This is a genomic window from Lysobacter firmicutimachus, from assembly GCF_037027445.1.
GTDB lineage: Bacteria > Pseudomonadota > Gammaproteobacteria > Xanthomonadales > Xanthomonadaceae > Lysobacter > Lysobacter firmicutimachus.
On the sequence record NZ_JBANDL010000002.1, the window covers coordinates 1,903,730 to 1,922,422 of the forward strand.

General features: G+C 69.4%; 14 protein-coding genes and 2 tRNA genes. 8 read left to right on the plus strand and 8 right to left on the minus strand.

Annotated features, from left to right (window positions below):
- Positions 1–190: 190 nt before the first annotated feature.
- The 6 genes from V2J18_RS08375 to parC all read right to left on the minus strand — a co-directional run bounded on the left by V2J18_RS08375 (position 191) and on the right by parC (position 7,491).
- Positions 191–2,125, minus strand: coding sequence for a prealbumin-like fold domain-containing protein (locus V2J18_RS08375; RefSeq protein ID WP_336131534.1), 1,935 nt, complete (start codon positions 2,123–2,125; stop codon positions 191–193).
- A 559-nt stretch (positions 2,126–2,684) separates the two neighbouring features.
- Positions 2,685–2,761 (minus strand) — tRNA-Arg (locus tag V2J18_RS08380).
- A 126-nt stretch (positions 2,762–2,887) separates the two neighbouring features.
- The gene (locus tag V2J18_RS08385) at positions 2,888–3,457 is read right to left on the minus strand and encodes a TetR/AcrR family transcriptional regulator (protein ID WP_064746819.1); all 570 of its coding nucleotides are present in this window, start codon (positions 3,455–3,457) and stop codon (positions 2,888–2,890) included.
- A gap of 10 nt (positions 3,458–3,467) precedes the next feature.
- Positions 3,468–3,917, minus strand: coding sequence for a hypothetical protein (locus tag V2J18_RS08390; protein ID WP_222423718.1), 450 nt, complete (start codon positions 3,915–3,917; stop codon positions 3,468–3,470).
- 278 nt (positions 3,918–4,195) lie between these two features.
- On the minus strand, positions 4,196–4,798 hold the full coding sequence (locus V2J18_RS08395) for a hypothetical protein (RefSeq protein WP_141233357.1): 603 nt from the start codon (positions 4,796–4,798) through the stop codon (positions 4,196–4,198).
- Between the two features lie 449 nt (positions 4,799–5,247).
- A complete protein-coding gene (gene parC, locus V2J18_RS08400; protein WP_064746821.1) occupies positions 5,248–7,491 on the minus strand; it encodes a DNA topoisomerase IV subunit A in 2,244 nt (747 codons plus the stop codon).
- 172 nt (positions 7,492–7,663) lie between these two features.
- On the opposite strand from parC, the gene V2J18_RS08405 reads away from it, so the two are divergent.
- The 5 genes from V2J18_RS08405 to V2J18_RS08425 all read left to right on the plus strand — a co-directional run bounded on the left by V2J18_RS08405 (position 7,664) and on the right by V2J18_RS08425 (position 15,194).
- Positions 7,664–8,500, plus strand: a complete 837-nt coding sequence (locus V2J18_RS08405) for a glutaminyl-peptide cyclotransferase (RefSeq protein ID WP_336131535.1) — start codon at positions 7,664–7,666, stop codon at positions 8,498–8,500.
- A gap of 217 nt (positions 8,501–8,717) precedes the next feature.
- Entirely contained in the window at positions 8,718–9,881 is a 1,164-nt protein-coding gene (locus V2J18_RS08410; RefSeq protein ID WP_336131536.1) for an efflux RND transporter periplasmic adaptor subunit, read from the plus strand.
- The gene (locus tag V2J18_RS08415) at positions 9,878–13,051 is read left to right on the plus strand and encodes a multidrug efflux RND transporter permease subunit (RefSeq protein ID WP_075575009.1); all 3,174 of its coding nucleotides are present in this window, start codon (positions 9,878–9,880) and stop codon (positions 13,049–13,051) included. The genes V2J18_RS08410 and V2J18_RS08415 overlap by 4 nt, the downstream gene beginning before the upstream one ends.
- 41 nt (positions 13,052–13,092) lie before the next feature.
- The gene (locus tag V2J18_RS08420; protein WP_336131537.1) at positions 13,093–13,803 is read left to right on the plus strand and encodes a heavy metal response regulator transcription factor; all 711 of its coding nucleotides are present in this window, start codon (positions 13,093–13,095) and stop codon (positions 13,801–13,803) included.
- Positions 13,800–15,194: a heavy metal sensor histidine kinase gene (locus tag V2J18_RS08425; protein ID WP_336131538.1), complete on the plus strand. Its 1,395-nt coding sequence runs from the start codon at positions 13,800–13,802 to the stop codon at positions 15,192–15,194. The genes V2J18_RS08420 and V2J18_RS08425 overlap by 4 nt, the downstream gene beginning before the upstream one ends.
- 24 nt (positions 15,195–15,218) lie before the next feature.
- On the opposite strand, the gene rnk is transcribed toward V2J18_RS08425, so the two are convergent.
- Entirely contained in the window at positions 15,219–15,653 is a 435-nt protein-coding gene (gene rnk / locus V2J18_RS08430) for a nucleoside diphosphate kinase regulator (RefSeq protein WP_064746826.1), read from the minus strand.
- A 250-nt stretch (positions 15,654–15,903) separates the two neighbouring features.
- Between rnk and V2J18_RS08435 the strand changes: the two genes are divergently transcribed.
- The 3 genes from V2J18_RS08435 to idi all read left to right on the plus strand — a co-directional run bounded on the left by V2J18_RS08435 (position 15,904) and on the right by idi (position 17,918).
- A tRNA-Leu gene (locus V2J18_RS08435) sits at positions 15,904–15,988 on the plus strand.
- A 550-nt stretch (positions 15,989–16,538) separates the two neighbouring features.
- Positions 16,539–17,072, plus strand: coding sequence for a hypothetical protein (locus V2J18_RS08440; RefSeq protein WP_064746827.1), 534 nt, complete (start codon positions 16,539–16,541; stop codon positions 17,070–17,072).
- A 291-nt stretch (positions 17,073–17,363) separates the two neighbouring features.
- Positions 17,364–17,918 carry an isopentenyl-diphosphate Delta-isomerase gene (gene idi, locus V2J18_RS08445; protein ID WP_064746829.1) on the plus strand — a complete coding sequence of 185 codons (555 nt, stop codon included), beginning with the start codon at positions 17,364–17,366 and terminating at the stop codon, positions 17,916–17,918.
- Positions 17,919–18,003: 85 nt separating this feature from the next.
- On the opposite strand, the gene V2J18_RS08450 is transcribed toward idi, so the two are convergent.
- The gene (locus tag V2J18_RS08450; RefSeq protein ID WP_336131539.1) at positions 18,004–18,459 is read right to left on the minus strand and encodes a GNAT family N-acetyltransferase; all 456 of its coding nucleotides are present in this window, start codon (positions 18,457–18,459) and stop codon (positions 18,004–18,006) included.
- Positions 18,460–18,693 lie beyond the last annotated feature (234 nt).

The following is an 18,693-nucleotide window of genomic DNA, read 5'->3' on the forward strand; positions in this document are numbered from 1 at the left end:
AATGCGCGGCCCCGATGCGTTTCGAACGCACTGCAATCCGCTGCCTGGAGATTCCACGCGAACGGAGGCGCTGCCCGACCGCTGCCGGGGCCATCCGCGGAATTGTAGCCGTTGGGCCGTCGCAGTGCTTACCGGCGCGGTTTCGCCGCGGGCGGTGCGACCTGCGATCGCGGCGCCGCGGACGGGGACGTCACTGGACGGTGCAGGTCAGGGTCACGGTCACGCGATTGTCGGGAGGCGCGGCCGTCAGCGTCGCCAGGGTCACGCCGGTATCCAACTGCGCCAAGGGCAGGTTCGCCGCGGGACATCCCACTCCCGAGCAGAGGGCCGGCCCCGGGCAGCTCAAGCCGGTGCGGCCGGCGGCCGGGTCGCGCAGCACCGCGCCTGTCACTGCGTCCGGACCGCCGTTGGCGACCACGATCGTGTAGGTGGTCGTCGCCCCGCGCGCCAGGGTGTCGTTGGCTTGATCGATATCGCCGTTCACGCCGGGGGTGTTGGTCTTGGTGATGCTCAGATCGGCCAGCGGAAGACGGGTATTGACCAGGGTGCAAGTCAGGTCGTCGCCGGCCGCCGGGGTGATGCTGAAACTGGCGCCGTTGCCGCTGGGCGTCTGGCCGCCGGCGAAAGCGTTGCTGCAGTTCCAGCTGACCGTGTAATTGCCGAGGTTGGCGCCCGCGGCCGCGGTTTCGGACAGCGTATACGCGGCTGCGATGGTGGCGGGCTCCACCGTCACCGAACCGTTGGCCGTGCTGCCGCTGCCGGTGGTGGTCACCGGGGCCGGTGCGCCGGGACCGACGACGCTCAGCGCGAACTGGTCGGTGGCGACGAAGCGTCCGAGTGGCAGGGACTTCTGCAGACGCACGACGGGCTGCCTGGTGTTGGTGTACGTGCAGGTCGTGGCGGCAGTGCCGTTCGAAATCGTCAGTTGCCGCCCGGTCGAGCCGGATGCCAGCGTCGAACCGCCGGCGCAGGCGACGGCGGTGAGGTAATTCGCTTGACTGCCGTTGGAGAAAGTTTCCGCGGGCAGGGTCAGGACATCGCCGGCATAGACGGTCACGGCCGCGCCGACATCGGTCTCGTTGCTGGTGTTCGCCGTCGCGGCCAGGGTCGGATTGTTGGTGCCGCCGGTCGTGGTCACCGAAATCGCGTGGTTGACCGTGGCGTTCTGCCAGGTCTTGGCCAAGTTGATCTGCTGGGCGATGCGGGTATTGGTGAAGGTACAGACCACGCCCGAATCGGCCGGCATGCTGAAACTGCCGTTGGCGCCGGTACCGCTGGCGACGAGGCTGTTGTTGGAGACGCGCCGGCACTCCCAGGCGATGGCGTAGTTGGCGGCGCTGCCGGTGGCGAAGGTCTCGCTGAGCGTGACGGTCTGGCCGGGCAGGCCGTTGGCCGTGGCCGCGGTGGTGGTCGACGGCGGAGTCGACGTGCCGGGCGTCGGGTTTTCCGCGCCTGCGCCGGCGAGGGTCAGGTTGACCGTGTCGCCGCTCTTGCCGTTGACCCAGGTTTTTCTCAGGGTGACCGGCAGGTTGGGCACGTTGGCCGAGCCGAAGCCCACGCCCAAGGTATCGGTGGCCAAGCCGACGGCGGTCAGCACCAGTCGGTCGAACGTGGTGTTGTTGGTGTTGATGAACACCAGCGTGTCCGGGAAGTTGCCGCCCGTCGCCGATGGGAAGGAAGACAGCGTGTAAGTGGCGGTGGTCGCGTTCCAGGTGTAGTTCGTGGGGGTGCCGGTGGGCGGATACGGGTCGACCACCGTCACCGTCCAGGTACTGGTATCGATCGCGGCGCCTTGGTAGTAGGCGTCGAAGTTGTACGTGAACGGTCCGGTTACGCCGACGTCGCCCGAACCCGGATCGAACAGCGAGATGATCGTGTTGTCGGGCGAGCTGACGACGCCGTTGAATTTGAAATCGATGACGGTCGTCGAGAAAGCGCCGGCGGGTGCGTCGTCCGGTGCGCGCGGAAACTCGCCGTCGAATCCGAAATGGAATATTCCGGTGACGCCGCCGACGGAGTTGGCGTAAGGGTCGGAGTAGGCCGGGGCGCCGAAACCGCTGGCGATGATGGTGCTTTGGTGATTTTCGGTGAACCCGTACACCTGTCCGGCGCCGGTGCGGGTCATGTCTACCGTTCCGGAAATGGAGCTGCCGCCCGGGGCCCACAGCCAGTTTCGGGTAGCGGTCTGACCGCTGTTCAAGATTCCGGGATTGCCGCCGGAGAGAGTCACCCAACTGGTCTGGGCTCCGGCGCTCGGCGCGAATGCCAGGATCGAACCGGCCGTCAGCAGACCGGCCCAAAACTGTCGGAACCGCAGATCGAGCCGAAGCACGTGCAGTAGAAGCGCGATCGCGCCCGACCCGGTCCGGCCACAGAACAAGCTGCACATGGAAATCCCCCCGGAACCGCTTGATGTTCAGTACAGCGGTCTTTCGCCCCGGCGTATGGACGCAAGTGTTGCCGCTTGCGCGGCATAAATAGAGATTTCTGTCACATTTTGCAATGACACATTTACGCCGCATTAAGCTACCGGGCGGGCGGTCGCAAAAAAGCGAGCGATTGCCTGACCCGAGCCGGGGCGAGACAAGAAGGCATCGGATGGTGGGGCAATCGATCCGCTTCGCGACCCGGTGCGTGCGCGAGCCGGCGCAGGGGCGTGGCGCGCGCTGCGGCGGCCTCTGGTTTGGCGACCCCGACACGATTCGAACGTGTGACCTTCCCCTTAGGAGGGGGATGCTCTATCCAGCTGAGCTACGGGGCCGGCGATGCATGGCTGCGTTCCCGCCGATGCGCGGGGCGCATACGCGCGGCCGCGGCCATCCGCCGATTGTACCCGGCGGCGCGGGGCGGCGGCCACGGCGCGGCCGGATGGCCGGCCCGGCCGGCTTCAGGCGCTGCGCCACAGGCGCTGCAGCAGGGCCTGCGCGGCCGCGCCGGCGGCGACCGGGTCGAAGCGTTCGACCGGCTGCGCCAGGGCCCAGCGATCGGCCGCGCGCAGCACCGCCAGCGAAGCGGTTTCGATCAGGCGGCGGTCCGGCGTGCCGTCGATCAGGCCCAGCCGGGCGGCGTCGGCGAAGAAGGCGGCGAACCAGGACGAGGGCGCGTCGCCGGGCGTCTGTTCGAGCAGAGCGCGATGATCGGGATGGGCGGCGAGAAACGCGCCGAGACGCTCGTTAGCGGCATGGAACTGCCGCCACAAACCATCGGCGTCGGCCGCCGGCGACCATTCGCCCAGGGTCTGCGCGGCGCGTTGCAGCGAATCGGCGGCGACGGTTTCGAACAAGTCGCCCTTGCCGTCGAAGTAGTGGTAGGCCGAGGACTTGGAGATGCCCGAGTCGTCGATGATCCGGTTGAGCGAAGCGCCGTCGCGGCCGTCGCGGGCGAAATGCGCGCGCGCGGTGTCGAGGAAGGCGGCTCGGGCCGCGGCGGGCAGGCGTTCGAAGCGGGGCAAGGGCATGGCGCAGCGGTCAGCGGGCGGGAGTGGCGACGTCCGCGGCGGCTGTCGGCGTCGACGGCGCTGTGTCGCGCAGGCCTCGCAGGATGTGCAGGGTCGCGCGCCAATGCGCGGCCCACAGCGCCAGCGCCGCGGCGCCGGCGAGCACGCCGGCCGCGCCGGGCCACAGCGAGGCGATTTGCGGTGCGCACCAGCCCAGGCCCAGCCGCTGCCAGCGCCGCTGCTGCGCCGTCGCGATGCGGCCGTCGGCGCGCAGCGAGCCGGCGATCGCCGCGACGATGAAGAAGTCTTCCACGAAGTTGTAGGGGATCGCGAACATCCACCACACCGAGCCCGGCGGCGCGCGTCGCGCCGATGCCGGGATCGCCTGCAGCACGGCCTGCAGGTGGCGGCAGTAGCAGGCGACCAGGGCGAAGAACGCCAGCATCGCGGCGATGGCGCCGGCCGGCTCCAGGGCCCGCACCTCGCCGAGGAGGCCGGCGCCCCATTGCGGCGCTCACCAGGGTTGGGTCAGCAGGGCCGCGACGGCGAGGGTCGCGGCGAACTTGAGCCAGGGCATGCAGGCCCGCTCCATGGTGTGTACCGGTAGTGTACACAGTTGGTTTCATGGCCGGGCCGGCCGCTCGCGGGCGCGCAGGCGCGTGAGATTCCTCCGCTCATAAGCCGCGCCTGCCGCAGCGGCGTGTGCAAGCGTCCCTCGCCCCTGGGCCCATCGACGGCGTTTCAACGCTGGCGCGTTGCTTACGGCGTCAGGCATTCGCCGTGCTGCTTGAGCTTGTCCAGCAGCTCAGGGTGGGTATCGGCGACATGCCGGCACACCAGTGCTTTGCCGTACTCGCCGGAGATGCGCCGCCCGGGTTCGGAGGAGATGACGGCCAGGGTCTTGGCGTAACACTCGGTGCCGACGAAACGCTCCAATGCTTGCTGTCGTTGCGGCGGCAGCGCCTGCAACTGCGCCAGGAGATCGTTCGACGAGGCGGCCTTGCGGCTGGCCGCCATCGCCGCCGCGCCGTCTTCGGACTCGATGAACCTCAGGCAGGGTTCGAACTGTTGCGCCGGCAGCGCCTGCGACAACAGCGGTTCGAGCTTGGCGGCCAAGGCGCCGGTGTCGAAGCCGGCGACCGCGGCTTCCGCGACCGCGCGAAGCTTGGGATCGCTGGCGGTTTGCGCCACGATCTGCTGGTTCAGCGCATGCTTGCCGTGAAACACTTCGAACAGATAGACGACCAGCTTGGCCGGACCGGTCGGCGCGGTTTCGGCGGGGGCGGGCGGAGCGGCGAAGCAGGCCGAACCGAACAGCAACGCAGGAAGAGCCGCCGCGAGGGCGAGCCTGGAAAGACGCATCGAATCATCCCCTGAAGTGCGGCGCGCGAATCGCGCCGACGGATAGCGCCGCCCGTCGCTGCGGCGGCATGACGCATTCTGGCAGAGTCTGTCGCGGCCTTGCGAGGCATGCGCTTCCCCTTCGCCGATCGGTGCGTGCTACCCGTTCGGCGTTTTTGTAGGAGCGGCGTGAGCCGCGACCACCGCAGCCGCGTACGCAAGCGGTGCCTGGCGAAGCACGGATGACCGGCCGCACTCGACCGCGACAGGCTCCATCCCCGCTTGGGAGACGTTCGGGGCATCGCATCGCTTCGGCGGTCGCGGCCGGTGACCGGAGGCCATCCCGTGGGACGCCGCTCCAACCGGAAGGCGGCAGGTTCCGTCGGCGGACGCACAGGCGGCGAAAACACGAACGCCCCGCGCGAGGCGGGGCGTTCGGGCTCTGCGGCGGACGCAGGCGGCGTGCCGGTTTATTCCACCGACAGCCCTTCGACCTTCTGCCAGCCGCGCGGCAACAGGCCGCCGCGGGTGGCGCGGGCGCCGAGGTAGGTGTCCAGCTCCTTATACGACAGGCCCATGGTGCGCGCGCCGGACTTGATGCTCAGGGTCTGTCCCGGGGCGACCACCGCCACCGCGACCACGCGCTCGGTGCCGAGCTTGGCCTTGGGGATGTCGATGATCTTGTTGCCCTTGCCCTTGTCGAGTTCGGGCAGCTCCGAGACCGGGAAGGCCAGCAAATGGCCGACGTTGGTGACCGCGACCACCCGGTCCTGTTCGACGTCGCCGACCGGGGACGGCTGCAGCACCTTGGCGTTCGGCGTCAGCGACAGCATCGCCTTGCCGGCCTTGTTGCGGCCGGTCAGGTTCTCGAAGCGGGTCACGAAGCCGTAGCCGTGGCTGCTGGAAAGGACGAAACGCTGGTCGTTGTCGCCGGCGGCGATGGCCTGGAACGCCGCGCCGGCCGCGGGCGAGAAGCGCCCCGTCAGCGGCTCGCCGTTGCCTCGCGCGGAGGGCAGGCTGTGGATCAGGGTCGAGTAGGCGCGGCCGGTCGAATCCAGGAACGCGACCTGCTGGGTGCTGCGGCCCTTGGCCGCGGCCAGCAGGCCGTCGCCTTCGCGGTAGCTCAGGGTGGCGGCGTCGATGTCGTGGCCCTTGGCCGCGCGCACCCAGCCTTTCTCGCTGACCACCACGGTCATCGGTTCGCTGGCGACCAGTTCGGTCTCCGACAGGGCCTGCGCGGCGTTGCGCGCGACCAGCGGCGAACGGCGCGCGTCGCCGAACTTCTTGGCGTCGGCGAGCAGTTCGTCCTTGATCAGCTTCTTCAGCTTGGTCTTGCTGGCCAAGGTGGCGACCAGTTGCTCGCGCTCCTTCTCCAACTCGGCCTGTTCGCCGCGGATCTTCATTTCCTCCAGGCGCGCCAACTGGCGCAGGCGGGTCTCGAGGATGTAGTCGGTCTGCTCTTCGGTCAGGCCGAAGCGCTTCATCAGCACCGGACGCGGCTCGTCCTCGGTGCGGATGATGCGGATCACCTCGTCCAGGTTCAGGAACGCGACCAGCAAGCCTTCCAACAGGTGCAGGCGGCGGTTGACCTTGTCCAGGCGGTGGTTGAGGCGGCGGGTGACGGTGTCGCTGCGGAAGCTCAGCCACTCGGTCAGGAAGGCCTTGAGGCCCTTGACCTGCGGGCGGCCGTCCAGCCCGATCACGTTGAAGTTGATGCGGTAGCTGCGTTCCAGGTCGGTGGTCGCGAACAGATGGCCCATCAGCTGTTCGACGTCGACCCGGTTGGAGCGCGGCACCAACACGATCCGGGTCGGGTTGGCATGGTCGGACTCGTCGCGGATGTCTTCCAGCCACGGCAACTTCTTGGCCCGCATCTGGGTCGCGATCTGCTCGATGACCTTGCTCGGCGAGGTCTGGTAGGGCAGCGCGGTGACGACGATGTTGGCGCCGTCCTTCTCGAAAATGGCGCGGGCGCGCACGCTGCCCAGGCCGGTTTCGTACATCGCGATCAGGTCCGCACGCGGGGTGATGATCTCGGCCGTGGTCGGGTAGTCCGGGCCGAGCACGTGCTCGCACAGGTCGCGGGTGGTCGCGTCCGGGTCGTCGAGCAGGCGCACGCAGGCGCTGACCACTTCGTTGAGGTTGTGCGGCGGCACGTCGGTGGCCATGCCGACCGCGATGCCGGTGGTGCCGTTGAGCAGCAGATGCGGCAGGCGCGCCGGCATCCAGGTCGGCTCTTCCAGGGTGCCGTCGAAGTTCGGGTCCCAGTCGACCGTGCCCTGGCCGAGCTCGCCGAGCAGGACCTCGGCGATCGGGGTCAGCTTGGACTCGGTGTAGCGCATCGCCGCGAACGACTTGGGATCGTCGCTGGAGCCGAAGTTGCCCTGGCCCTCGACCAGCGGATAGCGGTACGAGAACGGCTGCGCCATGAGGACCATGGCCTCGTAGCAGGCGCTGTCGCCGTGCGGGTGGTATTTGCCGATCACGTCGCCGACGGTGCGGGCGGACTTCTTCGGCTTGGCCGCGGCGTTGAGGCCGAGTTCGCTCATCGAATAGATGATGCGGCGCTGCACCGGCTTGAGGCCGTCGCCGAGGAAGGGCAGGGCGCGGTCCAGGACCACGTACATCGAGTAGTCGAGGTAGGCGCGCTCGGCATACTCGCGCAGGGGGATCTGTTCGAAGCCGTGGAACACCGGACGTACGGAATCGGTCATGGAACCTGTGGCTGGGTAGGGCTGACCGGGGATTCTAACCGGGCAGGGGGTGGCGGGGATGTCGTGGCGGCCGCGACGCCCCGCGAGGTGCGCCGCGGAGCCCGCTGGCGCTGCGGCCGGGCGGGCCGGCGCGGTATCCTGCCCGCCCGCCATCGCTCAGCCTGAGACCGCCATGCCGCGTCGCTTCCGCCGCCTGCGTACGTCGATCCTGTGCCTGGCCGCGGCCGGCATCGGCATCGCCGCGGCGACCGCGGCGCAGGCGCCGTCGCGCGCCGCGCCGGTCTGGTCCTATAAAGTCGTCGCCCGCTACCCGCACGACCCGGGCGCGTTCACCCAGGGCCTGATCTTCCGCGACGGCTTCCTGTACGAAAGCACCGGTCTCAACGGCCGTTCGACGGTGCGCAAGGTCAAGCTCGATACCGGCGAGGTGGTGCAGCGTGCCAGCCTACCGGCCTCGGTGTTCGGCGAGGGCCTGACCGATCGCCAGACCGAGCGCGGCCGCCAGCTGCTGGTGCTGACCTGGACTTCGCGCGCCGGCTACATCCTCGACATGGGCAGCTTCGCCACCGCCGGCACCTTCAGCTATCCCGGCGAGGGCTGGGGCCTGACCCGTTCGCAGGACACGATCTACCTCAGCGACGGCAGCGCCCAGATCCGCCTGCTCGATCCGAAGACGCTGAAAGAGCGCGGCCGGATCGAGGTGCGCGAGGGCGGCCGCCCGGTCGACCAGCTCAACGAGCTGGAATGGGTCAAGGGCGAGATCTACGCCAATGTGTGGCAGACCGACCGCATCGTCCGGATCGACCCCAAGAGCGGGCGCGTGCTCGGCTGGATCGACCTCAGCGGCCTGTTGTCGCGCCACGGCAGCGGCGGCAGCGGCGGCCGCGGCGCCGACGTGCTCAACGGCATCGCCTACGACGCCGCGCGCGACCGCTTGTTCGTGACCGGCAAATGGTGGCCGGACCTGTTCGAGATCAAGCCGGTGCCGCCCGCCGGCGGCAAGCGCTGAACCCGCGGCGCGGCATCGGCCGCGTCGTCGCCCTGCATCGTCGCAAGCCGCATTGAGCCGAGCGCCGCTTAGCTGACGGATTTGTCAGCGGCGCGACAGCCTGCCGTCCGCGGCCGCGGCCTAGAGTCGGCGCAGGTTCCGCGTGCCTCCCACCGCGGTCCTGCGCGGCGTCGCGGTTTGCGGCGTCGCGTCCTCCCCGTTGCCAAGGACGCCGCCCATGCCGCCTGCCGCCGATCGTTCACTGTCGCCCCGCGCCCGCAAACGCGCCTACGCCGTCTCCGTCCTGGCCGCCGCGCTGGCGGCGGGGCTGGCCTGGGGCGGCTTCGGCAGCCGCGGCGCGCCGCCGCCCAAGCCGCCCTCGCCGGTGCCAGTGACCTTCGCCAGCGTCGAACGCCGCGACGTGCCGCATTGGCAGGAAACCATCGGCACCGTGACCTCGCTGCAAAGCGCGGTGTTGCGGCCGCAGGTCGACGGCGTGTTGACCCAGGTGCTGTTCCACGAAGGCCAGACGGTCAAACGCGGGCAGTTGCTGGCGCGCATCGACGACCGCGCGATCCGCGCCGGCCTCGACGGCGCGCAGGCCCAGCGCGAGCGCGACGCGGCGTTGCTGCGCGCGGCTAAGTCCGACCTGAGCCGGTTCCGCCAGTTGTCCGGCGCGCAACTGATCGCCAAGCAGATGCTCGATCAACAATCGGCCTCGGTGCAGCAGTTGCAGGCCACCGCGCAAGGCAATCAGGCGGCCGTCGATGCGGCCCAGGTGCAGTTGTCCTACACCCGCATCGTGTCCCCGATCGACGGCCGGGTCGGGCTGCGCCGGGTCGATCCGGGCAATGTCGTGCGCACCGGCGATGCGCAAGGCCTGGTCACCGTGCAGCAGGTCGATCCGATCTCGGTGGTGTTCTCCCTGACCCAGGACCAACTGCCGGCGTTGCGTGCGGCGCAGGCCGCCGGGACGGTCGCAGTGCAGGCGCTGGACCGCGACGCCGGCCGGGTGCTCGGCGAGGGCGAGCTGCGGGTGATCGACAATCGGGTCGACGAGGCCACCGGGACGGTGCGCCTGCGCGCGGTGTTCGACAATCCCGGCGATCGCCTGTGGCCGGGGCAACTGGTCAGCGTGCGGGTGCGCACCGGCGAAGAGCGCGGCGCGACCGTGGTCGCCGCCGAAGCGCTGCAGCGCGGCGTCGAAGGCAGTTTCGTCTACCGTCTGGGCAGCGACGGCAAGGTCGCGGCGGTGCCGGTGCAGATCGGCTACCAGGACGATGCCTTGGCGGTGGTGCGCGGTCTGCGTCCCGGCGATACCGTGGTCCGCGACGGTCAGTCGCGGCTCAAGCCCGGGACCGCGGTGGTCGCGGCCAAGCCTTCCTCGCCGGTGCTGCGATGAGCGCGCCGGCCGGCGACGGCAACGCCGCTTCCACCACCCAACAGCTGGTGCGGCGTGCCTCGGTTTCGGACTGGTTCGTGCGCCATCCGGTCGCGACCACGCTGTTGACCGCGGCGGTGGTGCTGCTGGGCGTGTTCGCCCAGCCGCGTTTGCCGGTGGCGCCGCTGCCGCAAGCCGAGTTCCCGACCATCCGCATCGGCGCCAGTCTGCCCGGGGCCAGCCCGGAGACCATGGCCTCGGCGGTGGCCACGCCGCTGGAGACCGAGCTGACCGCGGTGCCCGGCATCACCGAGATGACCTCCAGCAGCGCGCTGGGCACGACTTCGATCACGCTGCAGTTCGCGCTCGACAAGAGCATCGACACGGCCGCGCAGGAAGTGCAGGCGGCGATCAACGCCGCGGCCGGGCGCCTGCCCGCGGACATGCCGTCGCTGCCGACCTGGCGCAAGGTCAATCCGGCCGACAGCCCGATCCTGGTGCTCAGCGTGGTCGCGCCGCAGATGTCGCTGACCGAGCTCAGCGACCTGGTCGAAACGCGTCTGGCGCGCAACCTGACCCAGATCGACGGCGTGTCGGAGGTCTTCATCGCCGGCCAGCAGCGGCCGGCGATCCGCATCCAGGCCTCGCCCGAGCGGCTGGCGGCGATGGGGCTGACTCTGGCCGACCTGCGCGAGGTCGCGCGCAGCGCCAGCGTCAACCAGGCCAAGGGCGCGCTGGTCGGCGAGCGGCGCATGTCGACCTTGGCCGCGAACGATCAGCTGTTCCGCGCCGAGGACTACCAGAAGCTCGTGGTGAGCTACCTCGACGGCGCGCCGGTGCGGCTGGGCGACGTGGCCAAGATCGGCTTCGGCGCCGAGAACGATTACGTATACGCCTGGCCCAACGGCCAGCCCGGCCTGGCCCTGGTGGTCAATCGTCAGCCCGACGCCAATATCATCGCCACCACCGACGCGGTGCTGGCCGCGCTGCCGCGGTTGCAGGCCGGCCTGCCGGCTAGCGTCGAGGTGGCGGTGCTCAACGACCGCACCCGCACCATCCGCGCGTCCCTGCACGAGGTCGAACTGACCCTGGGCGTGACCGTGTTGTTGGTGGTGCTGGTGATGGGCCTGTTCCTGCGCCAACTGTCGGCGACCATGATCGTCGGCGCGGTGCTGCTGGTCGCGCTGGTGGCGACGTTCGCGGCGATGTACGCCCTGGGCTACAGCCTCAACAACCTGACCTTGGTCGCACTGGTGATCGCGGTCGGCTTCGTGGTCGACGACGCCATCGTGGTGATCGAGAACATCCACCGCCATCGCGAGGCCGGGCTGGGCGCGTTGGAGGCGGCGCTGAAGGGCGCCGGCGAGATCGGCTTCACCGTGGTCTCGATCAGCCTGTCGCTGATCGCCGCCTTCATCCCGCTGCTGTTCATGGGCGGCGTGGTCGGGCGCTTGTTCGCCGAGTTCGCGATGACGGTTACCGTGGCGATCCTGATCTCGATCGTCGCCTCGCTGACCCTGGCGCCGATGCTGGCGGCGCGCTACATGCGCGCCCCGCCGCACCACGACGCCGCGCGCGCCGGATGGTCGCAGCGCCTGCTCGCCGGCTACGACCGCAGCCTGCGCTGGGCGCTGGACCGCCAGCGCGCCGTGCTCGCCGCGTTCGCCGCGACCCTGGCGGTCGCGGTGCTGGCCTACAGCCTGATTCCCAAGGGCTTCTTCCCGTTGCAGGACACCGCCTTCGTGTTCGCCACCACCGAGGCCGCGCAGGACATCTCCTTCGAGCAGATGCGCGCCAAGCACCTGCAACTGGCCAAGATCGCCGAGAGCGACCCGGCGATCCAGACCTATATGCATTCGGTCGGCGCCACCGCCGGCAGCCAGAGCCTGTCCAACGGCCGGTTCTGGTTCATCCTCAAGGACCGCGGCGACCGCGACGTCTCCGCCGACGAGTTCATCGATCGCATGAGGGCCAAGTTCGCCGCGGTGCCGGGCATCGCCATCTACATGCGCTCGGCGCAGGACATCAATCTCGGCACCGGCCCGGCGCGGACCCAGTACCAGTACGCGTTGCGCGGCCAGGACAGCCGCGAGTTGTCGGTCTGGGCCGACCGCCTGACCGAGCGCCTGCGCACGCTGCCGGAATTGCGCGACGTGTCCAACGACCAACAGATCGGCGCCGCGGTGACCCGCCTGACCATCGACCGCACCGCCGCCGCGCGTTTTGGCCTCACTGCGGCCGATATCGACCAGGCGCTGTACGACGCCTTCGGCCAGCGCCAGATCAACGAGTTCCAGACCGAAACCAACCAGTACAAGGTGATCCTGGAGATCGATCCGCGCTTGCGCGGCCGAGTCGACAGCCTGGCGTACTTCCACCTGCGCTCGCCGGTCGGCGGACAGATGGTGCCGCTGTCGGCGGTGGCCAAGGTCGAGCCGGCCGAGAACGGCCCGGTGTCGATCAGCCACAACGGCATGCTGCCGGCGGTCAATCTCTCGTTCAATCTCGCCCCCGGCGTGGCCCTGGGCGACGCGGTGGCGCGGGTCGAGGACGCCGCGCGCGAGATCGGCCTGCCGGCGTCGATCTCCGGCAATTTCCAGGGCAGCGCCCAGGCCTTCCGCGATTCGCTGGCGACCCAGCCGCTGTTGATCCTGGCCGCCCTGCTGGCGGTCTACATCATTCTCGGCGTGCTGTACGAAAGCTTCGTCCATCCGTTGACGATTCTTTCGACCCTGCCGTCGGCCGGGGTCGGCGCGGTGCTGATGCTGTGGGTGTGGAAGCTGGATTTCTCGATCATGGCCCTGATCGGCATCGTGCTGCTGATCGGCATCGTCAAGAAGAACGGCATCCTACTGGTGGACTTCGCCCTCGACGCGCAGCGTCAGCGCGGCCTGTCGCCGCGCGCGGCGATCCACGAGGCCTGCCTGACCCGGTTCCGGCCGATCATGATGACCACCTTGGCGGCGCTGCTCGGCGCGGTGCCGCTGATGCTCGGCCTGGGCACCGGTTCGGAGCTGCGCCAGCCGCTCGGCGTGGCGGTGGTCGGCGGCCTGTTGGTCAGCCAGTTGTTGACCCTGTACACCACGCCGGTGATCTATCTGGCCCTGGACCGCTGGTTCCTGCAGCGCCGCCGCGCCGCCGCGGCGCAGAGGCCGACGGCCACCGCGGCGGCGGCCGCAGCGGAAGGGTAGGATGAGGCCCCGGAACTCCTTGCGATGAAGCGCCTGCCGCGATGAAGCTGCTGATCGTCGAAGACGAGGTCAAGACCGCCGACTACCTGCGCGACGGCCTGGCCGAGCAGGGCTGGGCCGTCGACGTCGCCCGCGACGGCATGTCCGGCCTGCACCTGGCGCGCGAGCTGGATTACGACGTGATCGTGCTCGACGTGATGCTGCCGGGCATGGACGGTTTCGCCGTGCTGCGCGAACTGCGCACGCGCAAGCAGACCCCGGTGATCATGCTGACCGCGCGCGATCGCATCGACGACCGCGTGCACGGCCTGGGCGCCGGCGCCGACGACTATCTGGTCAAGCCCTTTTCCTTCATCGAACTGCTGGCGCGCCTGCAGGCGCTGGTGCGGCGCGGCCGCCAGCAGGAGCCGACCGAACTGGCCGTCGGCGACCTGCAGATCAACCTGATCGCGCGCCGCGCCTTCCGCGACGGCGTGCGGCTGGACCTGACCGGCAAAGAATTCGCCCTGCTGGCTTTGCTCGCCCAGCGCCGCAGCCAGATCCTGTCCAAGACGGTGATCGCCGCGCAGGTCTGGGACATCAACTTCGACAGCAACACCAACGTGGTCGAAGTCGCGATCAAGCGCCTGCGGACCAAGATCGACGGCCCGTTCCGCAGCAAGCTGCTGCATACCGTGCGCGGCATGGGCTATGTGCTGGAGGTGCGCGAGGACGAGCGCGAAGGTTCGGCATCCGGGCGGTCGCCGGCATGACGTGGCTGTCGATCGCCCAGCGCTTGGCGGCGATGTTCGCCCTGGCCGCGCTGCTGGTGTTCGCCCTGGTCGGGGTGGTGCTGCACCAGGTGCTGCGCGACCAGATCGTGCGCTACCAGCACGCCGAACTCAGCACCAAGCTGCGCTCGGTCGCGCACAGCGTGGCGATGTGCGATTCGCCGGAACGCTGGCGCAAGGTCCAGGACAAGATCGAGAACCTGACCACCAGCGAGCGCAATACCCGTTTCTGGGCCTGGAGCGAAAGCGCAGACTTCCGCCTCGGCGCCGACCGCGCGTTGCCGGTGCGCACCGGCAACGCCCGCGACTACGGCATGGGCACGCTCGATCGACCCGGCATGACCTCGCCTTACCGGACCTTGGAGCAGATCGTGCCGGCCTACGGCCAGCGGCCGCCGGTGCGGTTGTGGATCGGCATCGATTCGCAGCCCTACGTGGCCGCGTTGCGCACGTTCGCGCTGGCCTTCGTCGCGCTCGCCTTGGTCGGCACCGCGCTGGTAGCGCTGCTCGGGCACTGGATCGCGCGGGTCGGCCTGCGCCCGCTGCAGCGGCTGTCGAGCCAGGCGCGCACGTTGAGCCCGAGCAACCTGTCGCAGCGCCTGCGCACCGAACAATTGCCGCCGGAGCTGGGCCATCTCGGCGGCGCCTTCAACGGCGCGCTGGACCGCCTGGAGGCGGCCTATACCCGGCTGGATGCTTTCAATGCCGACGTCGCCCACGAACTGCGCACGCCGCTGGCCAATCTGATGGGCCAGACCCAGGTGGCGCTGTCGCGGCCGCGCGAGGCGGCGCAGTTGGAAGAGGTGCTGCAGTCGAACCTGGAAGAGCTCGAACGCATGCGCGGCATCGTCAACGACATGCTGTTCCTGTCGCGCGCCGACCAGGGCGATATCGCCCTGGACCGTGCCTGCGTGCCCTTGGCCGCGGAGGTGGCCAAGACCGGCGAGTTCCTCGAGTACCTGTTGGAGGAAGCCGGCATGCGCCTGCGCATCGACGGCGCGGCCGATGCCTGGATCGACTCGGCGCTGTTCCGCCGGGCCATGACCAACCTGCTGCACAACGCGGTCCAGCACGGTACGCCGGGCTCCGAGATCGTGGTCGAGCTGGCGACGGGCCGGAGCCCGGGCGAGGCCCGGGTGGCCGTGCGCAACCGCGGCCAGACCGTGGCCGCGGAGCATCTGGGACGGATGTTCGACCGCTTCTACCGCGCCGACGCGGCGCGCGAGCACCGCGGCGAGCGCCACCACGGGCTCGGCTTGTCGATCGTCAAGGCGATCGCCGTGCTGCACGGCGGGGCGGTGTTCGCCGACAGCGGCGATGGCGTCACCACGGTCGGCTTCAGCCTGGCCGAGCCGGCCGCGCTGCGCGCCTGAGGCGGGCGCGGCGGCAAGCGCCGCTCAGCGGTGCAGGTCGCCCGCTGCTTCGGGCTGGTAGCGCAGGCCGAGTACGCGCAGTTGCGCGCTGCGTCCGCCCGGCAGGGGCCAGGCGATGCGCGCGCCGACCCGCAGGCCGAGCAGGGCGCTGCCGACCGGGGCCAGGATCGAAATACGGTCGCTGCGCCCGTCGGCGTCGCGCGGATAGACCAGGGCGGCCTCGCGTTCCTCGCCGCTGGCTTCGTCGACGAAGCGGATCACGGAATTCATGGTGATGACGTCGGCCGGCACCTGGGCCGGTTCGACCACCTCGGCGCGGTCGAGCTCGCGGCGCAGGCCGCCGGTGTCCAGGCCGGGCGGGGCCTGGTCGAGCAGGGCCTCCAGGCGGTCGCAGTCCAGCCGCGACAGGAGCAGCGGCGGCGGCAGGCCGGAGGGGTGGGGCAGTTGCTGATCGTTCATTGCGGACTCCATAAGCGATAACGGGCGACGCACTGCGTGCGCCGCCCGCGGTTCAGGGATGTCCGGCGACCTTAGCCCGCGGCCGGAGGCGCTTCAAGCCGGCACGGACGGGCGATGCCGCGCAGCGCGCCGGGCCTGTGCCGGATCGGGCGACAACCGGCCGGTGAAAAAATTTATGACAAAGTCGTTGACAGCCGGTCCGCTGCAAAGCAACATACGCGCCTCGCAACGCTGAACGGCGACGCGAAAGGCCCAGGTGGCGGAATTGGTAGACGCACTAGTTTCAGGTACTAGCGGGTAAAACCGTGGAGGTTCGAGTCCTCTCCTGGGCACCAACGATATACGACGACGAAGCGGTTCCAAACCTTCGACGTTGAAGACAAGGCGAGCCATCGGCTCGCCTTTTTCTTTTTCCGATTCGTTTCCGGCATGCCGTCCGCGCAGTCCCGGCCCCTTTCGCAGATCGGCGCCGGATCGCGCTGCGGGCGCATGCGCGCCCGCCGGACCGTCGCTCCTTGGCCGTGCCCGGCTGGGCGGCACGTTTCTTTTTTCATGTCTGCGGCGCCGTCCGACCCGCCGGGCGGCGCTCAGGAGCTCGGTTCCGATTCGCCGGGGGCGGGATCGGGCCCCTCGGCCCGCGGGTGGAGCGAATACTCCAGGGATGGATTCATAAACTTGACTCCGGTCACATGCCGATTCAGGAAATTGCCTGGTCATAGACCATCGGCTAGGCTTTGCCGTGCAGCACCGGCCGTACAGGCCGCCGTCGTGGGGAGGCCGGGAGCGATCCCGGAGACCGGCGGACTGCCTGCGCGGTGGACCCGGGACGCGCCGTCGCATCCGTCGGGCCACGTTAGGAATTTCAGTTCACTAAGGAGAGGTCTCATGAAGAAGTTGGGTCTGGCGGTCGCGCTGATGCTCGCGACGACGTCCGCCGCGGCGAATGAATTCATTCCCTACTACGGCAACAACCCGTTCGTGTTCTGCAAGGTCGGCGTGCCGCAGGACTGCTGGGTGCCGAAGAACATCGCCACCGGCGAGTACCGCGTGCTCAGCCGCAAGTGCTTCAAGCCGTGGTCGGCCAAGCTGTTCTCGCGCGTGTGCAAGCAGGCCTTCCCGAACGGCATGCCGGCCGGCGGCGACGCCGCCCTAGGCGCCGCGGCGGTCGGCCAGGCGGCGACCACCGGCAACTACGACGACATCAAGGACAAGGCCGACGCTTACAGTAAGCAGAACTCCTCGTATGCCGACGCCTACGAGAAGCAGATGAACTTCTCGCAGATCGAGAAGAAGGCCAACGCCAGCGGCCAGAACTTCAACGACATCAAGGCCCGCGCCGACGAGTACAGCCGCAGCACCGGCTTCGATCCGAACGCGTATGTCAGCGAGCAGCGCGATCCGGCCCGCGTCGATCCCTGATCGAAGCCGCTTCGTTTGCGCTTTGCGACGGCCCCGAGCGATCGGGGCCGTCGCCGTTTCTGCATCCGTGCGCACGGACGTGGCGATCGCGACGGTCGCGGGACGGAGGCCGGCGACGCCGTCGGCATAACCCCGGCATAACTTATCGGACGAGACGAGCACCGCACCCGCGCCGAGACGCGCGCCGCGCCGCGGGCATCGCGCCGGCGCCGGCTTGCGCGGCCGTGACGCCTCGCACGGATGCGCGCGGCAGCGCTGGCATAGTCCTGTCCGGGGAAAGAGGGGCCGCCGATGGAAGAGCGACTGATCCTGGTCGATGGCGATGACCGAGCCATCGGCGTCGGGGAGAAAATGCGCGTGCACCGCGAGGGGGCGCTGCACCGTGCGTTCTCGATTTTCGTGTTCGACGAAACCGGACGCCTGATGCTGCAGCAGCGCGCATCCGGCAAATACCACTCTGGCGGACTGTGGAGCAACACCTGTTGCGGCCATCCGCGCGAAGGCGAGGCCACCGATGCCGCCGCGCATCGGCGTCTGGGCGAGGAAATGGGCTTCGACTGCCGGTTGCGCAGCGTCGCCCGCATCGTCTATCGGATCGAAGTCTCGCAGGGGCTGATCGAACACGAGTACGACCATATTTTCGTCGGCCGCTACGACGGTCGGCCGCGGCCGAATCCGCTGGAGGTGCGCGACTGGGCCTGGCGCAGCGCGGCCGACCTGGATGCGGCGTTGCGCGAGCGGCCGCAAGACTTCAGCGGCTGGCTGCGCTACATCCTCGATCGCGGCGGGCCGGAGGAGTTGGAGCGCTGGCGCGAGGCGGCGAGCGAGGGCGTGGCCTCGCGTTAGCCCCTTGCGGGACGGGCCAAGCGTGGCGCGGTGGCGTGGCGGATCGGCCGCGTGCGTGGCGGCGGCCAGGCGGCGGCCGCGCGGTTCATAACGACCTCGTCATGAACACGCTGTTGGGGTCCTCGACGTAATCGCCGAACGGTGCGCACTCGACGAAACCGAACTGCGCATACAGGGTCCGCGCCGGCGCGAAGCCGGCCATCGAACCGGTTTCCAGGCTCAGCCGGCGATAACCGCGGCGGCTGGCTTCGTCGAGGATATGGCCCAGCATGCGCGTGGCCACGCCCTTGCGCCGATGCGCCTCGGCGGTGCGCATCGATTTGATCTCGCCGTGGGTCGAATCGAGTTCGCGCAGGGCGCCGCAGCCGAGCAGCTGGCCTTTCTCCCAGACCGTCCAGAAGCGGATGTCCGGCCGGCGCAGACCGTCCAGATCGAGGGCGTGAACGCTTTCCGGCGGCGAAAGCTCGGCCATGTCGCGCAGGTGCTCTTGCAGCAAGGCGTGGATTTCCGAGCCGGTGAGATCGTCGATGCGTATGTCCATGAGCGCAAACCGCGACGGCGCAGGGGAAGGACCGAGCATGCAGCAGTCGCCGCGGCGAGGGAATCCGTGTCGCGCTCCCGGCCATCGCGGGCGCTTGCGGCCGTGGCCCGGGTTTTCTCGTCCAAGTGCCGCGCAAATGCCTTCGGGCGCTTCGTCGCCCGGGGCCGTCACGCGGCCTGCCGGCGGTATCCGTTAAAGTCCGGCCGATCCGGGAAGCGGCGATGCTCCGCCGCG

Coding starts and splice junctions, on each gene's coding strand:
- V2J18_RS08375 (WP_336131534.1), bottom strand. CDS start 2,125: ATGACCCGCACCGGCGCCGGACAGGTGTACGGGTTCACCGAAAATCAC.
- V2J18_RS08385 (WP_064746819.1), bottom strand. CDS start 3,457: ATGCCCTTGCCCCGCTTCGAACGCCTGCCCGCCGCGGCCCGAGCCGCC.
- V2J18_RS08395 (WP_141233357.1), bottom strand. CDS start 4,798: ATGCGTCTTTCCAGGCTCGCCCTCGCGGCGGCTCTTCCTGCGTTGCTG.
- parC (WP_064746821.1), bottom strand. CDS start 7,491: ATGACCGATTCCGTACGTCCGGTGTTCCACGGCTTCGAACAGATCCCC.
- V2J18_RS08405 (WP_336131535.1), top strand. CDS start 7,664: ATGCCGCGTCGCTTCCGCCGCCTGCGTACGTCGATCCTGTGCCTGGCC.
- V2J18_RS08410 (WP_336131536.1), top strand. CDS start 8,718: ATGCCGCCTGCCGCCGATCGTTCACTGTCGCCCCGCGCCCGCAAACGC.
- V2J18_RS08415 (WP_075575009.1), top strand. CDS start 9,878: ATGAGCGCGCCGGCCGGCGACGGCAACGCCGCTTCCACCACCCAACAG.
- V2J18_RS08420 (WP_336131537.1), top strand. CDS start 13,093: ATGAAGCTGCTGATCGTCGAAGACGAGGTCAAGACCGCCGACTACCTG.
- V2J18_RS08425 (WP_336131538.1), top strand. CDS start 13,800: ATGACGTGGCTGTCGATCGCCCAGCGCTTGGCGGCGATGTTCGCCCTG.
- rnk (WP_064746826.1), bottom strand. CDS start 15,653: ATGAACGATCAGCAACTGCCCCACCCCTCCGGCCTGCCGCCGCCGCTG.
- V2J18_RS08440 (WP_064746827.1), top strand. CDS start 16,539: ATGAAGAAGTTGGGTCTGGCGGTCGCGCTGATGCTCGCGACGACGTCC.
- idi (WP_064746829.1), top strand. CDS start 17,364: ATGGAAGAGCGACTGATCCTGGTCGATGGCGATGACCGAGCCATCGGC.
- V2J18_RS08450 (WP_336131539.1), bottom strand. CDS start 18,459: ATGGACATACGCATCGACGATCTCACCGGCTCGGAAATCCACGCCTTG.